This is a genomic window from Microtetraspora sp. AC03309 (assembly GCF_020826795.1).
Taxonomy (GTDB): Bacteria; Actinomycetota; Actinomycetes; order Streptosporangiales; family Streptosporangiaceae; genus Microtetraspora; species Microtetraspora glauca.
This window is the reverse complement of record NZ_JADDIL010000043.1, coordinates 1-20,393: the sequence shown is the minus strand read 5'-3', so window position 1 is coordinate 20,393 and position 20,393 is coordinate 1. Positions and strand designations below refer to the sequence as shown.

General features: G+C 71.5%; 14 protein-coding genes. 9 read left to right on the top strand and 5 right to left on the bottom strand.

Going from position 1 to position 20,393, the window contains the following annotated elements:
- Nucleotides 1-10 precede the first annotated feature (10 nt).
- Nucleotides 11-991 carry a LacI family DNA-binding transcriptional regulator gene (locus IMZ11_RS24355; RefSeq protein WP_228644664.1) on the top strand — a complete coding sequence of 327 codons (981 nt, stop codon included), beginning with the start codon at nt 11-13 and terminating at the stop codon, nt 989-991.
- Here the strand turns inward: IMZ11_RS24355 and IMZ11_RS24350 are convergent, their stop codons facing one another.
- The 3 genes from IMZ11_RS24350 to IMZ11_RS24340 are packed head-to-tail and all read right to left on the bottom strand — an operon-like array spanning nt 992 to nt 3,653.
- Complete coding sequence (locus IMZ11_RS24350) at nt 992-1,606, bottom strand: TetR/AcrR family transcriptional regulator (RefSeq protein WP_228644663.1); 615 nt, start codon at nt 1,604-1,606, stop codon at nt 992-994.
- 9 nt (nt 1,607-1,615) lie between these two features.
- Complete coding sequence (locus IMZ11_RS24345) at nt 1,616-2,848, bottom strand: MFS transporter (RefSeq protein WP_228644662.1); 1,233 nt, start codon at nt 2,846-2,848, stop codon at nt 1,616-1,618.
- Complete coding sequence (locus tag IMZ11_RS24340) at nt 2,835-3,653, bottom strand: SDR family oxidoreductase (RefSeq protein WP_228644661.1); 819 nt, start codon at nt 3,651-3,653, stop codon at nt 2,835-2,837. Before IMZ11_RS24340 ends, IMZ11_RS24345 begins: the two co-directional genes overlap by 14 nt.
- A gap of 93 nt (nt 3,654-3,746) precedes the next feature.
- Here IMZ11_RS24340 and IMZ11_RS24335 point away from each other — a divergent pair, with 93 nt between their 5' ends.
- The 3 genes from IMZ11_RS24335 (at nt 3,747) to IMZ11_RS24325 (ending at nt 9,147) form a co-directional block, all read left to right on the top strand.
- On the top strand, nt 3,747-4,715 hold the full coding sequence (locus IMZ11_RS24335; protein ID WP_228644660.1) for an alpha/beta hydrolase fold domain-containing protein: 969 nt from the start codon (nt 3,747-3,749) through the stop codon (nt 4,713-4,715).
- Nucleotides 4,716-4,972: 257 nt separating this feature from the next.
- A complete protein-coding gene (locus IMZ11_RS24330) occupies nt 4,973-8,272 on the top strand; it encodes a DEAD/DEAH box helicase (protein ID WP_228644659.1) in 3,300 nt (1,099 codons plus the stop codon).
- The gene (locus tag IMZ11_RS24325) at nt 8,269-9,147 is read left to right on the top strand and encodes an SWIM zinc finger family protein (protein ID WP_228644658.1); all 879 of its coding nucleotides are present in this window, start codon (nt 8,269-8,271) and stop codon (nt 9,145-9,147) included. The genes IMZ11_RS24330 and IMZ11_RS24325 overlap by 4 nt, the downstream gene beginning before the upstream one ends.
- Nucleotides 9,148-9,175: 28 nt before the next feature.
- Here IMZ11_RS24325 and IMZ11_RS24320 read toward each other — a convergent pair whose 3' ends face one another.
- Both IMZ11_RS24320 and IMZ11_RS24315 read right to left on the bottom strand, forming a co-directional pair.
- Entirely contained in the window at nt 9,176-10,105 is a 930-nt protein-coding gene (locus IMZ11_RS24320) for a diacylglycerol kinase family protein (RefSeq protein WP_061261221.1), read from the bottom strand.
- 102 nt (nt 10,106-10,207) lie between these two features.
- Nucleotides 10,208-12,925 carry an immune inhibitor A domain-containing protein gene (locus tag IMZ11_RS24315; protein WP_228644657.1) on the bottom strand — a complete coding sequence of 906 codons (2,718 nt, stop codon included), beginning with the start codon at nt 12,923-12,925 and terminating at the stop codon, nt 10,208-10,210.
- 377 nt (nt 12,926-13,302) lie between these two features.
- Here IMZ11_RS24315 and IMZ11_RS24310 point away from each other — a divergent pair, with 377 nt between their 5' ends.
- The 5 genes from IMZ11_RS24310 to IMZ11_RS24290 all read left to right on the top strand — a co-directional run.
- A complete protein-coding gene (locus tag IMZ11_RS24310) occupies nt 13,303-14,652 on the top strand; it encodes an FAD-binding oxidoreductase (RefSeq protein ID WP_228644656.1) in 1,350 nt (449 codons plus the stop codon).
- Nucleotides 14,653-14,721: 69 nt separating this feature from the next.
- Nucleotides 14,722-16,404, top strand: coding sequence for a serine/threonine-protein kinase (locus tag IMZ11_RS24305; protein WP_228644655.1), 1,683 nt, complete (start codon nt 14,722-14,724; stop codon nt 16,402-16,404).
- Between the two features lie 69 nt (nt 16,405-16,473).
- Nucleotides 16,474-18,072, top strand: a complete 1,599-nt coding sequence (locus tag IMZ11_RS24300; RefSeq protein WP_228644654.1) for an acyl-CoA carboxylase subunit beta — start codon at nt 16,474-16,476, stop codon at nt 18,070-18,072.
- Nucleotides 18,073-18,085: 13 nt separating this feature from the next.
- Nucleotides 18,086-20,077, top strand: a complete 1,992-nt coding sequence (locus IMZ11_RS24295; RefSeq protein ID WP_228644705.1) for a biotin carboxylase N-terminal domain-containing protein — start codon at nt 18,086-18,088, stop codon at nt 20,075-20,077.
- On the top strand, nt 20,055-20,393 hold a 339-nt coding region (locus IMZ11_RS24290), incomplete at its 3' end, for an enoyl-CoA hydratase-related protein (RefSeq protein ID WP_228644653.1). The genes IMZ11_RS24295 and IMZ11_RS24290, both read left to right, overlap by 23 nt.

Sequence of the window (20,393 nt, the reverse complement as noted above, 5' to 3'; positions counted from 1 at the left end):
GGGAGGGCGCATGGCCAAAGCCGCGAGGCGGGTCACCAGCGCCGACGTGGCCCGGGCCGTCGGCGTCTCCCGCACCACGGTGAGTTTCGTGCTCAACGACCGGCCGGGCCAGTCCATCCCCGAGGAGACCAGGCGCCGCGTGCTGGAGGCCGCCCAGCGCCTGGGTTACCGGCCGCACGCCCCGGCTCGCGCCCTGGCGGCCGGGCGCAGCGACATCGTGCTGCTGTCGCTGCGCTCGATGACGCAGGGGCCGACCCTCACCAGTGTCGTTGAGGGCTTGGCCGCCGCGCTGGCGGCCAGGCGGCTCACGCTCGTCCTGCACCTGGGCGGCGAGGGCACGCGCCCGCTGCCCGATGTCTGCGCCGCCGTCGCGGCCTCGGCGGTTCTGGGCCTGGAGCCCTTCGACACCGCGACCTCCGCCGCGCTGCACGAGGCCGGCGCCGACGTGGTGTTGCCGACCGAGACCGACAGCCTCGCCGACTACCAACGCGAGGTCGGCCGCCTCCAGGCCGAGCACCTGATCGCCAGGGGGCACCGGCGCATCGGCTACGCCAGCCCCGGCATCGCGCACGCCGAGCCGATCGCGAACGAGCGCCTGCGCGGCGTGCGGGAGGCCGGCGAGGCCGCCGGGCTGGCGCCACCGATGGTGCTGACCGTGGACCTGGAGGCCGACAGCGCGGCGCGGGCCGTGGCCCGCTGGCGGCAGGAAGGCGTGAGCGCGGTGTGCGCCTACAGCGACGAGGTCGCCGTCGCCGTCCTGGCGGGCCTGCGCGAGCGGGGCCTCGCCGCCCCGGACGACCTGGCTGTCGTGGGGGTGGAGGACATGCCGACCGCACGGCTGGCAGGGCCGCCGCTGACCACCGTCGCCTTCGACAGCCACGCGCTGGGCCGGGAACTGGCCGACGCGGTGCTGGCGGCCCTGGAAGGTAGGGGGTACGGCCTGGCCGCCGACGGTCGGCACTTCCGCCTGATCCCGCGCTCGTCCACCTGATCAGCCCTCGATCAGGAGGTCGCGGCAGAGCACCCGGATGAAGGTGTCCATCGCCGCCAGCATGTCGAAGGACTCATCCAGCAGCCACTGCTCCTCCAGCCCGGTGATCGCGGCGATGATGAGCGACGCGGTCGCGACGGGGTCGGCGTCGGCGCGCACGCGACCGGCGGCGATGTCCTGCGCGATCACCGTGGCCAGGTCCGTGCGGTAGGTGTGGACGCGCCGCCTGGCCCACTCCCGCGCCAGCTCGGGAACGTCGTCGGAGCCGGACGTGCCGAGGTGCCCCAGGCGGGTGAGCCCGCGGTTGCCGCGGGCCTGGGCGAGCATGTCGTGCACGATCTCCAGGGCACACACCAGGTTGGACCCCTCGACCGCACGGTCGCTGCCGGCGGCCAGCAGGACGTGCCGGTCGCGCTCGGCCAGCACCTCGGCCAGCAGCGCTTCCTTGCTGGGGAAGTGGTGCAGCAGGCCCGGCTGGGTGATCCCGGCCGCCTCGGCGACGGCCGCGATCGAGGTGCCCCGGTAGCCGCGGGCCGCGAAGAGGTCGAGAGCGACCTTCAGGATCTTGGCGCGCCGGGCCGCCCCGGCGCGTTCGGCGCCACGTGTCCTGGCCATCCGCCGACCCTAACGCACCCCCTTGATCGGCAGGACCGCCAGCGCGCCCAGGGCCGTGATGATCGCCACCGCGCCGTACAGCGGGCCGTACCCGCCGAACGCCGACACGACGGCCCCTGCGGCGGCGGGTGCCACCGTGTTGGGCAGGGTCGCGGCCAGGTTGAGCACGCCCAGGTCCTTGGCGAAGTCGTCGCGGCTGGGTAGCACCTCCGAGACCAGGGCCTGGTCAACGGAGATGAAGACGCCGAAGCCGATGGTCGCGACGATGGCCGAGATGAGCATGCCGGCCACGGTCGGCATCAGCAGCGGGACGAGCGCCGACAGGGAGATGACCAGCCCACCGGTCAGGGTGAGCGGCTTGCGCCTGCCCATCCGGTCCGACAGCGGCCCGGACACGGCGATCGCGACCAGGAAGCCGGGCACGCCCGCCAGCCCGAGCAGGGGCGTCAGCCTGGCGGCCTCCTCGGCATCGAGGCCGAGGTAGTCCTGGGCGATGTAGAAGCTGTAGGTGAGTGCCATGTAGTAGCCGCCGAAGATGAGGATGCGGCCCAGGAACGCCCAGAAGAAGTCGGGGTGGCGCACGGGGTTGACCCAGAACGCCTTGAGGAAGTCAGCCGCGGAGAAGGGCGGCCGGGCCAGGTCCCGGTTGCCGGCGTCGCGGTTCAGCACGACGAACAGCAGGATGACCGCCAGGACGACGACCGAGAAGGTGGCGTAGCCGGTGGGGATGCGGCTGAGGAACAGGGAGGCCAGGACCGGTCCGAGGATCGCCCCGAGGACCTGGCCCAGCCCGATCAGCGTCGAGTAGCGGCCGCGCAGCCGGGTGGGCACCCGATCCGGCATGATCGCCCCCAGCGGGCCCTGGAAGGCGTTGAAGCCGAACTGGACCAGCATCATCGCCGCGATCAGCAGGGCCACGGTGCTCGCCTGGCCCGCCAGCAGCAGCGCGGCGAAGCCGATGGCCGCGCCGGCGACCATCCACGGCGCCCGGGCGCCGAAGCGGGTGCGGGTCCGGTCGGACAGCAGGCCGATGACGGGCTGGGCGACCATCGCCGCGCAGGCGCTCAGGGTGTTGATGAGGGCCAGGTTCCCGACCTTGGCCCCGTCGTCGATGGCCTGGACCTGGATCGGCAGGAAGTAGCCGGAGGTGGCGTAGGCCAGGGGCGCGGCGGCGCCGACGAAGGGGATGGTGAGGAAGAGCCGCCGCAGCGAGGCGGGCACGGCTTCCTTAGTGCGGGACATCGAGATCCAGGGCGTCGCCCACGAGCTGCCACAGCTCCCGCACCTGGGAGTGGAAGGTGTCGCGGCCGTGCGAGGGGAGGGAGAAGACCAAAGGAGCGCCGCGCAGGACGCCTTCGACGGCCTCGCGGGCGACCTGCGCCGGTTCGATGGCCATCGGGACGAGGCCGGTGCCGAAGGGCTCGGCCGCCCGCCGGCCGAAGGTGCCCGGGCGGTTGCGCTGGGAGTCGAGGATGCGGGTGTCGACCTGGCCGGGGCACAGGACGGTGACGCCGATGCCGTCGGGCTCCAGCTCGGCCCGCAGGCCGAGGGAGAGGCCGACGATGGCGTTCTTGGTGGCGCTGTAGAGGGCGGTGAAGCCCGGGTCGGGCAGGAAGGCGTGGGTGGAGGCGGTGTTCATCACGTGCCGCCACCCGCCCTGCCCGCGCATCCTCGGCAGGAAGGCCTGCAGGCAGTTGAGCAGGCCCTCGACGTTGACCGAGGACAACCACCGCCAGTCGCCGACCGAGGAGTCGGCGATCGTGCCGAACAGCAGCACACCCGCGTTGTTGCACAGCAACTCGACCGAGCCGAACTCGGCGTAGGCGGCCCGCGCGAGAGCCTCAGCCGACTCGGGGTCGGTGACGTCGGTGGACACGCCGAGCGCGGGCCCGTCCAGCTCGGCGGCGACGCGCCGCGCGCCCGCACCGTCGATGTCGGCCACGACGACCGCCATCCCGCGCGAGGCGAGTTCCGCGCAGAGAGCGGCCCCGATGCCGCTGGCCCCGCCGGTGACGACCGCCGTACGGCCCTGGAGTTGATCAGACATCGGCATCCCTTCGGAAAGATGCCGCGAGCATACTTACCAAGCACTCGGTAGGCTAGAGGTGATCGGGCTGCAGGCCGAGCGGAAGAGGTAGTGATGTCCATCCGAGCAGGCGAGGTCGAGGGCCCTCTGGGCGAGGTGCTCCGCGTGATGATGGCTTCGGAACCGGTCGACCAGGAGCGGAGCGCCGCCGAACAGCGCGAGGAGAACGCCCAGCTGTGGCGAGCCTCGCTTGAGTTCGTGGTCAGACCCGCCCCCGAGGGCGTCGCCACCGAGGACCTGGAGATCCCGGTCAACGGCGGCACGATCGGCGCGCGGATCTACCGCTGCCAAGGCGCGGTGGGAACCCACGTCTTCTTCCACGGAGGCGCCTACTGGCTGGGCAGCGTGGAGCTGTCCGACATCCACAGCCGCTGGCTGGCCAAGCTGTCCGGGGTCGCGATCGTCTCGGTGGACTACCGGCTGGCGCCCGAGCATCCCTACCCGATTCCGATCGACGACTGCGCGGAGGCGACGGCCTGGCTCGCCGCCAACGGCGCTGATCTGGGCCTCGACCCCTCGTCGCTGTCGATCGGCGGGGAGAGCGCGGGCGCGAACGCGGCGGCGGTCGTCGCCCTGCGGTGCGCGGCCGGTGACGGGCCCAGACTGGTCGCCCAGGTGCTCAGCGTGCCATTGACCGACTGGCTCGACGACGCGATCTACGAGGCGGAGACGGACCCGCGGTGCACTCCCACCGCCGCCGACCTCGCGCTGGCCCGTCGCCACCTGTTCGGCGAGGCTCCCCGGCCTGAGCAGTTGCTCGCGGCCTCACCGCTGCGCGTGGCGATCCCGGTCGGCATGCGCGGCATCAAGACCATGATCATGACCAATCAGTTCGACCGGCTGCGCGACTCTGGTCAGGCTTACGCCCAGCTGCTCCTGCGGGAGGGCGTGGAGGTGACGACCTATCACGCCCCGGACATCTTCCATGGCGGGACCGGCATGACCGCCCTGTCGGCCTCCGCCCGCCGTTACGAAGCCGTCTACGCGGCCTATGTACGTGAAACGCACGTGAAACGCACGTGAAACGGGATCTGCACTGACGTTTTCTCGCCAAGATCGACTGGCGGGGCGAGGATCTGCAGGAATCGCTGTGACAGGTTCGCCAGGAAGCCGTCATTCCGTGCCGACGAAGCGAGCCGCTCACCGTGCACCCGCTCACCGTGCACCCACTCACCGTGCACCCGCTCGTCATGCGGATCGCCATGACGCGACCCGCTCTTCACGCACCATGCACCAGCGAAATCCGGCGAATCCATGAGATCACGGCTGATCAAAGCACGGTGCGACCGCTGCTACTGTTGCCCGGCACGGGAGGTGTGAAGGGGGTACGGCACGTGCTCGTGATCCATAGCACCTGGGCCGAGGGCTACCTCAGGCTCTGGGCGGAGGACACCTCAGGCGGCCACGCGAACGACGGCCCGGAAGGCGTCGGCTCGGCAGCCAAAGGCCGGGCGGGTGACGGCAGGGCGGGTGACGGCACGACCACGTCACGAGCGAAGATCCGTCCCCATCCGTACGCTGCCTCGACGGCGGCCATCACCGATGATCTGTCTCTCTGGGGCGACGTCGCCACGGCTTCGGCGGGCAAGGCCGACGCCGGCGAACTCGTCCTGCTCCTGCCCAGCTCGGGACGGAGCCCGCTGCCCTCCCGGGAAGCGGGGCTCGCCGTCACCGCGCGGAAACCGAAGATCAGCGCCTGGCGGGTTCCCGCTCTGCGGGTCGCGCCCGAGGCGGCTCTGGATCTGCTGGACCGCGTCGACGAGATGGCCCATCTTCCGGCGGAAGCGTACGAGCCGGGCGAGTACCCGGAAGGCGATCTACGGACGGCCGTTCCCGGACCGTCGCTGCGCTATCTCGCCGTTGTCGCGGCCTATGCCCGTGACCTGGTCCGCCGCGGGCGGGTGCTGCCCCAGCTCGTCGCCGAGGACGGCGGTTACGCGGCCCGGTGGCGGCCGGTGCTGACCGGCGCCTACGCCGCCAGGTTCCGGGAGCTCGCGACCGCGATGCCGCCGGTCTGCCGGGCCGTGGAGGAGGAGCGGCCGTCCGCGCCCGTGCTGCTCGATGCCCTCGCGTCCCTGGCCGACGCCGCGGTACGGCACGCGCTTCCCGAACGACTGCTCGGCGGGCACCGCCCGGGGCTGCGCAGTCCCCTCGCCGACCGCTGGACGGTGGCCCTCACGGGGGACGCGGCCCTTCCGGGCGTGAAGGAGACCGAGGCCGAGAAGCTGGCCCGGCCGCTCCGGGAGTGGTTCACCTCGGCGCACCAGTTCGACGGTCCGGTCCGGGTGTGCTTCCGCCTGACCGAACCGCCCGCCCCTGAGATCGACGACGAACCACACCCGCTCGGACCTGGCGACGAAGACCGGGGGCGGACCGGCGACGGCGACCCCACCGGAACCACTGACGACCGCGTGCGGGATTCCGTGGACGACGGGGCGTGGCGGGTGGAGTTCGCCCTCCAGGCCGCCGATGATCCGAGCCTCTATCTGCCCGCGGAGCGGATCTGGGCGGACGAGAGCGCGCCCGGCTTCTCGCAGCGCCCGGACGAGACGCTGCTCGCGGGCCTCGGCCGGGCCGTACGTCTCTATCCGAAGGTGGAGGAGGCGTTGCGCGGGCCCCGGCCTTCCGCGCTCGTGCTCGACACGGCGGGGGCGTTCGCCTTCCTCCGTCATGCCGCGCCGCTGCTCCAGGCCGCCGGGTTCGGGGTGCAGTTGCCCGCGTGGGCGGGCCGTACCCGGCTGGGGCTCAAGCTGACCGCCCGCTCCCAGCGGAAGGCCGGACCGGGCGCGGCGAGCGACCAGGGGTTCGGCCTGCACCAGATCGTGGACTTCCGCGCGGATCTGGCGATCGGCGACGAGACGATCAGCGAGGAGGAACTGGCCGAGCTGGCCAGGCTCAAGGTGCCACTGGTCCGGGTCAGGGGACGCTGGGTCGAGCTGGACGACCGGCAGCTGGGCGCCGCGCTGAAGGCCGTGGCGAGGCGCCAGGCGGGCGAGATGACGGTGGGCGAGCTGATCCAGGAGGTCGTCCACGGCGGTGACGAGGACCTGCCGCTGGTCGAGGTGGACGCCGACGGCCTGCTCGGGGATCTGCTCTCCGGTGAGGCGGATCGCCGGCTCGAACCGATCGCCACCCCTGAAAGCTTCCGCGGCACGCTGCGGCCGTACCAGGAGCGGGGGCTGTCCTGGCTGACCTTCATGTCGCGGATCGGGCTCGGTGGGGTGCTCGCCGACGACATGGGCCTCGGGAAGACCGCACAGACGCTGTCGCTCCTCCTGAACGAGCGCGAGCGGGGCGAGCGCCCGGGGCCGACGTTGCTGGTCTGCCCGATGTCCCTGCTCAGCAACTGGCAGAAGGAGGCCGCGCGGTTCGCCCCTTCGCTGGACGTCTACCTGCATCACGGCGCCACCCGGTCGCGGGACGAGGAGCTGGCCGAGCGGGTGGCCGAGGCGGACATCGTGCTCACCACGTACGGCACCGCCCTGCGGGACCGGGAGGTCCTGGCCGGGTTCGACTGGGCACGGGTCGTCTGCGACGAGGCGCAGGCCATCAAGAACAGCGCGGCACGGCAGGCGCAGGCCGTACGGGCCCTTCCCGCGCGCACCAGGCTGGCGCTGACGGGCACGCCGGTGGAGAACCACCTGGCCGAGCTCTGGTCGATCATGGAGTTCTGCAATCCCGGCCTGCTCGGCCCGGCGAAGGACTTCCGGGGGCGTTACCAGGAGCCGATCGAGCGGCGCGGCGACGAGGCGGCGACCGCGGCGCTCAAGCGGGCCACCGGCCCGTTCGTGCTGCGCCGCCTCAAGACCGACAAGACGATCATCTCGGATCTGCCGGACAAGATGGAGATGAAGGTCTGGTGCAACCTCACCCCTGAACAGGCCACGCTGTACCAGGCGGTCGTCGAGGACATGATGGCCAAGATCGCGGACAGCGAGGGCATCGAGCGTCGCGGCAACGTGCTGGCCACGATGACGAAGCTCAAGCAGGTCTGCAACCATCCGGCGCACCTGCTCAAGGACGGTTCCCGGCTGCCCGGCAGGTCGGGGAAGCTCGCCCGGCTGGAGGAGCTGGCCGAGGAGATCGTCGCCGAGGGCGACAAGGCGCTCGTGTTCACGCAGTACGCCGAGTTCGGGACGTTGCTCCAGCCGTACCTGTCGGCGCATCTCGACCGGCCGGTGCTGTGGCTCCACGGCGGGCTGCCGAAGAAGCAGCGCGACGCGCTGGTCGAACGTTTCCAGACCGACGACGAGCCGATGTTGTTCCTGCTGTCGCTCAAGGCGGCGGGTACGGGCCTCAACCTGACCGCGGCCAACCACGTGATCCACGTGGACCGGTGGTGGAACCCGGCGGTCGAGAACCAGGCGACCGACCGGGCGTTCCGCATCGGGCAGACGAGGAACGTCCAGGTCAGGAAGTTCGTCTGCGTGGGCACCCTGGAGGAGCGGATCGACGAGATGATCGAACGCAAGACGGCGCTCGCCGAGAGCGTGGTCGGCACCGGCGAGGACTGGATCACCGGCCTGTCCACCGACCGGCTGCGGGAGCTGTTCCGGCTCGGACCGGAGGCGGTCTCATGAGCGAGCGCGGGAGCCGGCCCGACCCGAAGACCTGGATCTTCGAGCACGTCCGGCCGATCCGGGTGGAGGGCGGCCTCCACGTGCGCAGCCGGCGCGGCTCGATCGGCGAGCGGTGGTGGTCACGCCGCTTCATCGACATCCTGGAACGTGTCTGCGACAAGGGCCGGCTGTCCCGTGGCCGGGCGTACGCGCGGTCGGGGCAGGTCATGCACCTCGACATCGCGCCCGGCCAGGTGACAGCGCGGGTCCAGGGGTCGCGGCCGAAGCCGTACGACGTCACGATCGGCGTCGCCGCGTACGGCGCGGACCAGTGGCGCGTGCTCACGGGGAAGCTGGCGGCGCGGGCGCTCTACCGCGCCAAGCTGCTCGCCGGGGAGATGCCTCCGGAGATCGAGGACGTCTTCCGTGAGGCGGGCCTGCCGCTCTTCCCTGGCGAGCGCGGGCTGGACATGGCCTGCTCGTGCCCCGACTGGGGCTTCCCGTGCAAGCATCTGTCCGCGGTGCTGTACGTGCTGGCCGAGTCGTTCGACGACGATCCGTTCCTGGTGCTGGCCTGGCGCGGCATGGCCAAGGAGGACCTGCTCGACGCGCTGCGCGCGGCGAGACCGGCGGATCATCCTCGGAGCTCTGACGACGCCGGGACGGCGTCGCTCCTCGACGTGACCGACGCGGCCTTCGCCGATCGCATGGACGGCTTCTACGAGCCGGCCGTCTCCCCTGCCCGGCTGCGGGATCGCGGCGACCTGCCCGCGACACCGCCCGACCTGCTGCTGCGCGCCCTGGAGCCGCCCGCGGTCAAGGCGCGGCACATTCCGATCCTGGACCTGCTCAGGCCCGCCTACCGGACGCTCGCGGAGGACGCGGACGGCGGCTGAACCGGGCTCCGGTGACGCTTCGTGGACCTCAGGTGTCGGTGAAGTCCGACGGGACCATGACGCGCACGCCGTTCGGGATGGTCTTGAGCACGAGCGGGGTGCGCAACCGCACCTCTCCGTCGATGTCGGCGGCCATCGGGGGGTCGGTCTCCAGCAGCATCTCGGTCCCGGTGACGAACGGGCCGCCCGCGAGGCTCTGCCACCGGCCGGTCGTGGCGCGTACGAGGGTCTCGGCGAGCAGCCTGAGCCGCTTGCCCGAGCCGAGCTGGTAGGCGACCAGCCGCCGATTGTCGATGCTGATGTCCCTGGCGATCTGCCATCCGCCGTGGAAGCGGCCGTTGGCGATGTTGAGCTGGTGGGTGAGCACCTCGTGCCGCCTGCCGTCCACCGTGATGTACGCACGGAACGGCTGGTGGCGGGGAAGCAGCCGGATCGCGGTCAGCGGGTAGGCGGCGCGGCCGAGGAGCCGCTTGACCCACGGCCGCACGGTTCCCGCGACCTCGACGGAGACGCCGAAGCTGGCCAGGTTGGCGAAGGGGCGGTCCCCGCAGACGCCGAGGTCGATGTCGGCGACCTTGCCCTCGGTGAACACGCGTACGGCGCGGGAGAGGTCGAGCGGCAGGCCGAGGCTGCGCGCGAAGTTGTTGGTGGTGCCGAGCGGCAGGACGCCCAGGGCGACGTCGCGGTGGGCGATGTGCTTGATCGAGCTGCTGAGGGTGCCGTCGCCGCCGCCGACGACGAGAAGGTCGGGGGCGGGGGCGAGCGCCCGCTCGATGGTGTCCCTGAGTCGGGTCGGGTCGGTGACCTGGTGAACGCCGGCCAGGTCGAACCGGCCGGCTTGGAGGAGCCGCAGGACCTCGGGGTAGTGACGCCGCCCCCGCCGTGATCGCGTGTTCACGACGACGGCGGCACGCCGGTGCGTGTGGATCGCCGCCGTATGGTCCGCTTTGCTGCGCATGATCACATAGTAGGCGGGCCCGGCGGCTGGTGCGGCCGCCGGGCCCTGACCGGTGCGTTACGCCCTTATGGGGTCCTCACGCCCCGGGACTGCCTGATGTGACTACTTCTTGGGCGCCGTCACCTGGACGATCGCGCCGAGGTTCAGCGGCAGCGGGGTGAGCAGCCTGATCTGCACGCCGAGTTGCTTGTTCTCGTCGCCGGGGTTGCCGGTGCCGAGGATGGCGCCGCCGATGTCCGTGCCGTACAGCGAGGTCGCCGGGGTGCCGTCGGGGTTGACGACCCGGGTGGTGTACTGCTCGTTGTCCTTGGACGGGACCACGGAGGAGCCGTCACGGTGCCGGTAGTACAGCTGGCTGCCGCGGATCTCGAAGCCCGGGTACCAGCCCTTGGCGTCGGTGAAGGTCGTCACCGCGGCCTGCTTGGCGAACGAGGTGCAGTACTCCGTGAACGCCTCGCCCTCGATGCACTCCTTGAACGGGTAGGTGCCGACGAAGTTGAACGACGCGTTGGACGACTGCGGGCGGGACGGCAGGTTCTTCAGCGTCGACGAGTCCTTCGTCGCCGCCTCGCCGGTACGGCGCAGCGGGTCGAAGTGCGAGTCGACGATGAGGAGCTGGCCCTTCGGACCGACCGAGGGCAGGTCGAAGGTGCTGTCCGCGACGTTGTTCATGGAGCGCGAGGTGTCGCGGTACCAGACCAGCAGGCCCGGCGCGTTGTACTTGATCTTCTCGACCTTCCAGGCGCCGTCACGCTGCCAGGTGGTGTCGTAGGCGTACTGGAGGCCCTTGTCGAAGCCGTCGAAGTTGCGCCACTCCGCCAGGTAGTACTGCGCGGACTGCACCTGGCCGCTGTGGGTCACCCAGCCGGCGCCCGCGGTGTTGGTGAACGTGCCGGCCGCGGCGGTCCAGCCGTTGGCGCCGCCCTCGACGTCGTCGCTCCAGACGGTGGTCGCGCCGTCGGTGACCGAGAAGTCGTCCAGGAACCAGCCGGTGTTGACGGCCGCCGCGTCCGTGGCGTACCGGAGGCGGACCTGGACGGACGTGCCGGCGAACGGCGTCAGGTCGGCGTAGAGGTGCGTCCAGCCGCCGCTCTCGCCGGTGATGCCGTACTTCTTGTTGCCGTAGTCCCTGAGCCGGCCGTTGGGGTCGGGGTCGCCGTCGTCGGTGCTGGCGAGGGTGCCGTCCTCCTTGTAGACCTTCTGCTCGGACCAGGTGGCACCGCCGTCAGTGGAGACCTCGAAGAAGCCGTAGTCCCACTCGGACTCGATGCTGTAGTCGGTCCACCACCAGAACTTCTTGTCCGCGCCGGCCGGGACGGCGACCGCCCTGGTCAGCTTGGAGTCGGCCCAGTTCTGGTCGCTGTTGGACCACCACACATTGGAGCCGCTGTGCGGGGTGGTCATGACGATGTGCTTGTCCGGCAGGTTGATCCGGACGCCGTCCTCGGTGCCCTTGGGCGTACGCGAGCTCTGCCCGACGGTCACCACCTTGGTGCCGTCACCGGGGTTGAGGGTCTTGGGGTTGGCCCATCCGAGCACCCACTTGTCCCACAGGCCCATGTGGGTCGGCAGCGACTGGAAGATCGGCCCGGAGTGGGAGCCGCTGGACATGAGGTCCCAGAAGTCCACGTCGGAGTCGCCGCCGCCGGTGGAGTCGTACAGGTCGGGCAGGCCGAGGTCGTGGCCGTACTCGTGGGCGAAGACGCCCACCCCGGAGTCCTCGGGCTGCACGATGTAGTTGGAGATCTTCACGCTGGTGCCCGGGACGGTGTAGCCGCCGGTCACGTCGCTGGAGTGCGCCCAGATGGCGAAGGTGCCCTCCGCGCCGCCGCCGCCGGACTTGTCCTCGCCGGCGTGGATCAGGACCAGGTGGTCGATCACGCCGTCGGGCTCGTCGTAGTTGCCGTCACCGTCGGCGTCGGAGACGTCCTCCTTGTCGTAGTCCGCCCACGGGAAGGAGGGGTTCGCGGCGGCCAGCGCGTTCACCGCGTCGACCGGGAGCTGCGCGGCGCCGCGCGGGTTGTCCGGGTGACCGGACATGTCCTGCATGGCGGAGCCGCACTTGCCCGCGCCGTACCACGCCTCGGAGTGCGGGACCTTGATCCAGCCGACCGCCTCACCGGAGACCGTGTACGCGCCCTTCGAGAGCTCCTCGTACATGTTCTTCATGGTGGAGCCGGAGATGTCGATGCCCTTCTTACCGTCCCTGGGGTCGGTCAGGTCGGGGCGGACCCGGGTGGTGATCCCCTCCGAGCTGTAGAGCATCTTGTTGTAGTGGGCGTTGTCGAAGTCCGACACCCACATCGAGTTGTTGTCCTTGCCACCCCCAGCCGCGTCGGCCGGGTTGGGGATGGTGTTGTGGAGCGGTCCGTTCAGCTTGGTGCCGGCCGGCTCGGTCACGCAGTCGTCGACGTCGTCGATCGTCTTGGGGTGCGTCCAGCCGGAGAAGTCGTCGTTCGCCTGGTCGTTGAACTCGACCAGCAGCGTGAGCAGCTTGGCGGTCTTGGTGGTCTTCGACTTCTTGTAGATGAAGTCGAAGGGGTTCTGACCGGTCCTGATCGCTCGCTTCTCGTTCTTGACCAGTTCCCGCGCGGCGACCGGGTTGCCGCTGGCGAACTTGTGGTCGATCTCCTTGGCGAGCGCGGCGGTGCGCTTCGCCCCCTTGGAGGGGACCTCTTCGGACGTGTCGGTGACGTCGCTCTGCACACGCGGCGGCGCGTAGTTGATGTAGTGGTCCTTCGCCGAAGGCTGGTAGTTCGCCTGGGGCGTGGCCGCACCTGCTGTGGCGAGTCCCGCCGCCGCCAGCCCAAGAGCGGGCACGACCGCGACGAGACGCCTGAGTCTCCTGGACAACAAGATCCCTTCCCCGCCCGGGGTCACCGGGCGCGTCACGAGGCGCACCGGGATGAGCGCGCGCCTGGCCTGGGGGTCCCGCGGCGAAGCCGCCTCGGAATCCGCAAAGCGGACGATAAGGAGGAAGTAAAGGAAGCGTAAATAGCGTAGATCGAACTTTGTCAAACCGTGATCTCTCCGGGATCGAACCGCCGCCCGACCTGCGCGGACACCGTTCCGACCTGCGGGCGGCCTACGGGCCGACCTGCGCGGACGCCGTTCCGGGCAGGTCGCGGGCCGCCGCCGGGCTTCCTACCTGCGGTTCTTTTCGCCTAGAGGGCGCGGTGGCCGTAAAGTCCCTTTTTGTGAGAGAGCTCATCGCCGCGCTGCCCGAGGGACGGGTACTGACCGATCCCGACGTCACGGAGTCGTACGCCAGGGACCGCACCTTCCTGCGGCCGGGCAAGGCGCTGGGAGTGGTGCTCGCCCAGTCGCGGGACGACGTGGTCACCACGATGCGGTGGGCCACCGAGCACCGGGTGCCGGTGGTGCCGCGCGGGGCGGGCTCGGGTCTCGCGGGCGCGGCGACGGCCATGGACGGGAGCGTCATCCTGTCGCTGCACCGGATGACGTCGATCCTCGAACTGTCGCCCGACGACGAGATCGCGGTCGTCGAACCCGGAGTGATCACCGCCGATCTGGACCGCGCGGCGCGGGAGCACGGGCTGATGTACGCGCCCGACCCGTCGTCGTACGAGATCTCGACGATCGGCGGGAACCTGGCCACGAACGCGGGCGGCCTGCGCTGCGTGAAGTACGGGGTGACCCGCGACTCGGCGCTCGGCCTTGAGGTCGTGCTCGCCGACGGGCGCGTGCTCAACACGGGCCGCCGGACCGTCAAGGGCGTCACGGGCTATGACCTGACCGGGCTGTTCGTCGGCTCGGAGGGCACCCTCGGGGTGATCACGAAGGCGACCGTGCGGCTGCGCCGGGCTCCGGCCGAGGTGGCGACGGTCGCGGCGGAGTTCACCTCACTGCGGGAGGCGGCGGCGGCCGTCTCGGCGATCATCGCCGCCGGATGCCAGCCGTCGCTGCTCGAACTGATGGACCGCACGACGCTCAAGGCGATCGACGACTGGAAGAACATCGGCCTGGAGCCGGGCACGAAGGCGATGCTGATCGCGCAGTCCGACGCCTCGGACAGCCAGGAGGTCGCCGCGCGGATGGCCGAGTTGTGCGACGCGAACGGCGCGTCCTTCACGGCGCTGTCCGGCTCGCCCGAGGAGGCGGCGGAGCTGGTCGGGGTACGGCGGCTCGCCTACCAGGCCAAGGAGCGCCTCGGGCAGTGCCTGGTCGAGGACGTCTGCGTGCCGAGGTCCGTGCTGCCCGACATGATCGGGGCGGTCGAGGCCGCGGCGGCCAGGCACGACGTGGTGATCGCGACGGTGGCGCACGCCGGCGACGGCAACCTGCACCCGGTGTTCATCTTCGAGCGCGGCCTGGAGGAGCCCCCGCCGGAGGTGTGGGCGGCGGCCGACGAGGTGTTCCGCGAGGCACTCGCGCTGGGCGGGACGCTGACCGGAGAGCACGGCGTCGGCCTGCTCAAGCGCCGCTGGCTCGCCCTGGAGTCCGGTCCCCTGGCGACCGAGATCCAGCACGGGATCAAGCAGGTCTTCGACCCGCTGAATCTCCTGAACCCCGGTAAGGCAATCTAAACATCCCCTCCTTCATCACTGGTAGCGTTTTCCTCTCTTGTCACGCTAATTGGGGAAAACGGGGTCAAGATGGCACTGGGGGAAGGTGATCCGGCGCGGCTGGGGCCATTCGAACTCGTGGACCGGCTGGGAGAGGGCGGTCAGGGGATCGTCTACCTCGGCCGGGGCCCCGAGGGCGAACAGGTCGCGGTCAAGCTGCTGCACACCCGCCTGGCGGGCGACCAGGAGGCGCGGCACCGCTTCCTCCGGGAGGTCGCCCTGGCCCAGCGGGTCGCCCGCTTCTGCACGGCACCCGTCCTCCACGCCGATCTCGTCGGCAACCAGCCCTACATCGTCAGCGAGTTCGTCCCCGGTCCGTCGCTCCGGCAGCTGGTGGACATGGAGGGTCCGCGCAGGGGCGCGGCCCTCGAACGCCTGGCCATCAGCACGGCGACCGCCCTGGCCGCCATCCACCGGGCGGGGATCACCCACCGCGACTTCAAGCCCGCCAACGTCCTGATGGGTCCCGAGGGCCCGGTCGTGATCGACTTCGGCGTGGCCAGGGCGCTGGATTCGCCGCAGGCGACCGCCACAGGCGCCACCATGGGGACCCCGTCCTATTTCGCTCCTGAGCTGCTCTCCGGCGGTGAGGCGACCGGCGCCGCCGACGTCTTCGCGTGGGGCGTCACCATGGTGTTCGCGGCGACCGGGACCCCCGCGTTCGGCGCCGACTCGATCCCGTCCGTGATCACCCGCATCCTGAACACCGAACCCGATCTGAGCGCGCTCGCCTCGCCGCTGCGCGAGCTCGTCGGCGCGTGCCTGTCGAAGGACCCCGCGCTGCGCCCCTCCGCCGACGACCTGGTCGGTGCGCTCACCGGCCAGGCCACCACGCCGACGGCGACACCGGCGCCGATGGCACCGACGGCACCGGCCGCGCGCCCGCGGCCCGCGACGGAGAGACCGCAGGGCGCCGCGCGCAGGCCGGGACGGCGGCTGCCGATCCTCGCGGGCGTGGGAGGCGCGGTCGCGGTGGCGGCGATCGCCGGAGCGACCCTGGTGACCAGCAGGACCACGGCCAACATGGCGAACGAGCAGCCGGGGACACCCGTGGCGCAGGCGAGCGGCTCGGCGTCCGCCACCCCGGTGAGCAAGGTCGTCCCTCCCCCGTCCAGGCCGCGCACGTCTCCGCCCGCCCTCAAGGCATCCCCGTCCGGCTCTCTCACCGGCGTCCCCGCGCACCGCCGTACGCCGCCGCCCGAGCCGGCGCGCAGTCCGGTGCGGAGCCGCACCACGACGCCGAAGCCCACGGCGTCGTCGGCTCCCGAACCGAGCGTCGTGGTGATCCCGCCGTCGACGGAGGAGACCTCGGCGCCCACCAAGACCGTCGCGCCGACCCCCACCAAGACCCCCACGCCGACCAAGTCGGCCACTCCGGCCAAGAAGCTGAACCCGTACACGGCGAAGGGCGTCTGCGGGTCGGGCTTCGGGGTCATCGACTCCCACTCGTGGAGCGGCAAGGCGACGATCTACCTGCTCTACAACGCCTCCACGGGCAAGAACTGCGTGATCACGATGTCGAAGTACGTGGTCCCCGGGAAGATCAGGATGGGTGCGGTCCTGAAGGTCAAGGGCGGCTCCTCCTCCAGCTCCTTCGCCTCGTACACCGTCTACGCGGGCCCGCTCAGGCTCGCCGCGAAGAAGGCCTGCGTCATGTGGGGAGGCGGGTACGGCAGCGCCACGTGGACCAGCGCCTGGTCCCACTGCGGCTGACCCGCGTTGACGTGTGCGACGCTTTCCGAGCAGGATCTACCCCGTGGCAGAACATGGTTCGGTGGCGCGATGGCGACCTTGACGAGCCGGTTGGACACCTCCGGCCGGGAGTACGGCACGCGCCGTGAGGCCATGCTCGCCCGGCTCGGCGAGCTTTCGGCCGAGCACGCCACGGCCGTGGCGGGCGGCGGCGCCACGTACGTCGAGCGGCACCGGGCGCGCGGCAAGCTGCTCGCCCGCGAGCGGATCGAGCTCCTGCTCGACCCGGACTCCCCGTTCCTCGAACTGTCCACGCTGGCGGCCTGGGGCACCGACTACCCCGTGGGCGCGAGCGTGGTCACCGGCATCGGGGTGATCGAGGGCGTCGAATGCGTGATCAACGCCAGCGATCCGACGGTGCGCGGCGGCGCGTCCAACCCGTGGACGCTGCGCAAGTCCCTCCGCGCGGCCGACATCGCCCTGCGCAACCGGCTCCCGCTCGTCAACCTGGTCGAGTCGGGCGGCGCGGACCTGCCGGCCCAGAAGGAGATCTTCATCCCCGGCGGGCAGGTGTTCCGCGACCTGACCCGGCTGTCCGCGGCGGGCGTCCCGACGATCGCGCTGGTCTTCGGCAACTCGACCGCCGGAGGCGCGTACGTGCCCGGCATGAGCGACTACGTCGTCATGGTGAAGGACCGGGCGAAGGTGTTCCTCGGCGGGCCTCCCCTGGTGAAAATGGCGACCGGCGAGGAATCCGACGACGAGTCGCTCGGCGGCGCCGACATGCACGCCCGCGTCTCCGGGCTGGCCGACTACCTGGCCGCCGACGAGTACGACGCGCTCCGGATCGGCCGCCGGATCGTCAGGAGGCTCAACTGGCGCAAGGCGGGGCCCGCTCCTGCCGCCGCCGCGCCACCGCCCCGCTACGACGAGGACGAGCTGCTCGGCATCGTCCCCGAGGATCTGAAGATCCCGTTCGACCCGCGCGAGGTCATCGCCAGGGTCGTGGACGGCAGCGACTTCGACGAGTTCAAACCGCTGTACGGATCGAGCCTGGTCACCGGGTGGGCCGCCCTGCACGGCCACCCGATCGGGATCCTGGCCAACGCCAGGGGCGTGCTGTTCGGCGAGGAGGCGCGCAAGGCCGCGCAGTTCATCCAGCTCGCCGGCCAGTCGCGTACGCCGTTGGTCTTCCTGCAGAACACGACCGGCTACATGGTGGGCAGGGAGTACGAGCAGGGCGGCATCATCAAGCACGGCGCGATGATGATCAACGCGGTGTCCAACTCGACGGTCCCGCACATCACGATCGTCATGGGCGCCTCCTACGGCGCCGGCAACTACGGCATGTGCGGCCGCGCGTACGATCCCCGGTTCCTGTTCTCGTGGCCGAGCGCCAAGTCCGCCGTGATGGGCCCGGCGCAGCTCGCGGGCGTGCTGTCCATCGTCGGAAGGGCCGCCGCGGAGGCCAGGGGCCAGGTCTACGACGAGGAGGCGGACGCCGCCATGCGGCAGATGGTCGAGGCCCAGATCGAGGCCGAGTCGCTGCCGTTCTTCCTCTCCGGACGGCTGTACGACGACGGCGTGATCGATCCGAGGGACACCCGCACCGTCCTCGGGCTGTGCCTGTCCGCGATCGGGAACGCTCCGGCCGCCGAGCCCGCGGGCTTCGGCGTCTTCCGGATGTGAGGGCGTGATGGTGATGATCCACCGGCTGCTGGTCGCCAACCGCGGGGAGATCGCCCGGCGGGTGTTCCGGACCTGCCGGGACCTCGGCGTCGAGACGGTCGCCGTCTACTCCGACGCCGACGCGGACGCGCCGCACGTGGCCGAGGCCGACCAGGCGGTACGGCTCGGCGATCCGATGTCCTATCTGGACGCGGCGAAGATCGTCGAGGCGGCCCTGGCGTCCGGCGCCGACGCCGTGCATCCCGGGTACGGCTTCCTCTCCGAGAACGCCGGTTTCGCGAGGGCCGTGCTCGACGCGGGCCTGATCTGGATCGGCCCGCCTCCCGAGGCCGTCGCCGCGATGGGCGCCAAGATCGAGGCGAAGGCGCTGATGGCCGCCGCGGGGGTCCCGGTGCTCCCGACCCACGATCTCGACGGCGACGCCCGCCCGGACGTCCCGCTGCTCGTGAAGGCGTCGGCGGGCGGCGGCGGGCGCGGGATGCGGATCGTACGCGACCCGGAGAAACTGGCCGAGACGGTCGAGTCGGCGCGGCGGGAGGCCCTCGCCGCCTTCGGTGACGGCACCGTCTTCGCCGAGCCCCTGCTCGAGCACGCCAGGCACATCGAGGTGCAGGTCGTGGCCGACTCCCACGGCACGGTGTGGACCCTCGGCGAGCGCGAGTGCTCCGTCCAGCGCCGCCACCAGAAGATCATCGAGGAGGCCCCCTCCCCCGCCGTCTCCCCCGAGTTGCGCAGGGAGCTGTCCGACGCGGCGGTGAAGGCCGCCCAGGCCATCGGCTACGTCGGCGCGGGGACGGTCGAGTTCCTGGTCAAGGACGGCACCGTCGCTTTCCTGGAGATGAACACCCGCCTCCAGGTCGAGCACCCGGTGACCGAGTACGTCTACGGCGTGGACCTGGTCCGGCTCCAGCTGGAGATCGCCGAGGGCGCCCCGCTGCCGGGCCTCCCCCCGAGCCCGGTCGGCCACGCGATCGAGGCCCGCCTCTGCGCCGAGGACCCCGCGCGGGACTGGCGGCCGCAGGCCGGCGTCCTGCACTGTTTCGAGGTTCCAGGCGTGGACGCCGAGTTCCGTTCCGACGGCGGGCTCCGCCTCGACTCGGGCGTGGTGGACGGCTCGGCGGTCAGCCCGCACTACGACCCGATGCTGGCCAAGGTCATCGCGTACGCGCCCACGCGGGCGGGGGCGGCGCGGCGGCTGGCCGCGGCGCTCGCCCGGGCCCGCATCCACGGCCCGGTGACCAACCGCGAGCTGCTGGTCAACGTCCTGCGCCATCCCGCCTTCCTGGCGGGTGAGACCGACACCGGTTTCCTCGATCGGCACGCCCTCCCCGCGTCCCCGCCCCTCGCGGACGCGGACGCCGTACGGGTCTCCGCGCTGGCCGCGGCGCTCGCGGGGGCGGCGGCGAACCGGGCGGCGGCCAGGGCGGCCGGCGGGGTGCTCGGCGGGCTGCCCAGCGGCTGGCGCAACGTCGTCTCGCAGCCCCAGCGGGCCGCGTTCGCGCTCCCCGGGGACCCAGGGGAGCGGATCGAGATCGCCTACCTCGTCACCCGGGACGGGCTGGCCGCCGACGGCTTCGACGGCGTGGAGCTGGTGTCGGCGACGCCCGGCGAGGTCGTGCTGTCGGTGTCCGGCGTGCGCCGCGCGTTCGCCGTGTCCCGCTGTCCCGGCGTCACGCACGTCGACTCCGTCCTCGGCCCGGTACGGCTGGCTCCGCTCGAACGCCTGCCGGAACCGGCGGAGCGGATCGAGCCGGGATCCTTGCTCGCGCCCATGCCGGGTACGGTCCTTCGCGTCGACGTCGAACCCGGGGACCGGGTCACCGCGGGCCAGCCGGTGATCGTCCTTGAGGCGATGAAGATGGAACACCAGATCGTCTCCCCTGGCGCGGGGACCGTGACCGCGCTCGACGCCGTCGCCGGACGGCAGGTCGAGGCGGGAGCCGTACTCGCCGTGATCGACGCCGTGATCGAGGAGCATGCCGATGACATCGCTGGTACACCGTGAGACCGCGGGCGGCGTCCACACGCTGACCCTCGACTCCCCGGCCAACCGGAACGCCCTGTCGGTCCGGCTGCTCGGCGAGCTGAGGGAGGCCCTGGACGCCGCGCTGGCCGATCCCGTCGTGCGGGTGATCGTGCTGACCGGGACCGGCCCGGTGTTCTGCGCGGGCGCCGACCTCAAGGAGCAGCGCGCGGCGCGGGCCACGGGTCCGGGGGCCGCGCCCGTGACGGGGGCCTTCCCCGAGATCCTCTCCCTCATCTGGGACAGCCCCAAGCCGGTGATCTGCCGGTTGAACGGCACGGCGCGGGCGGGCGGGCTG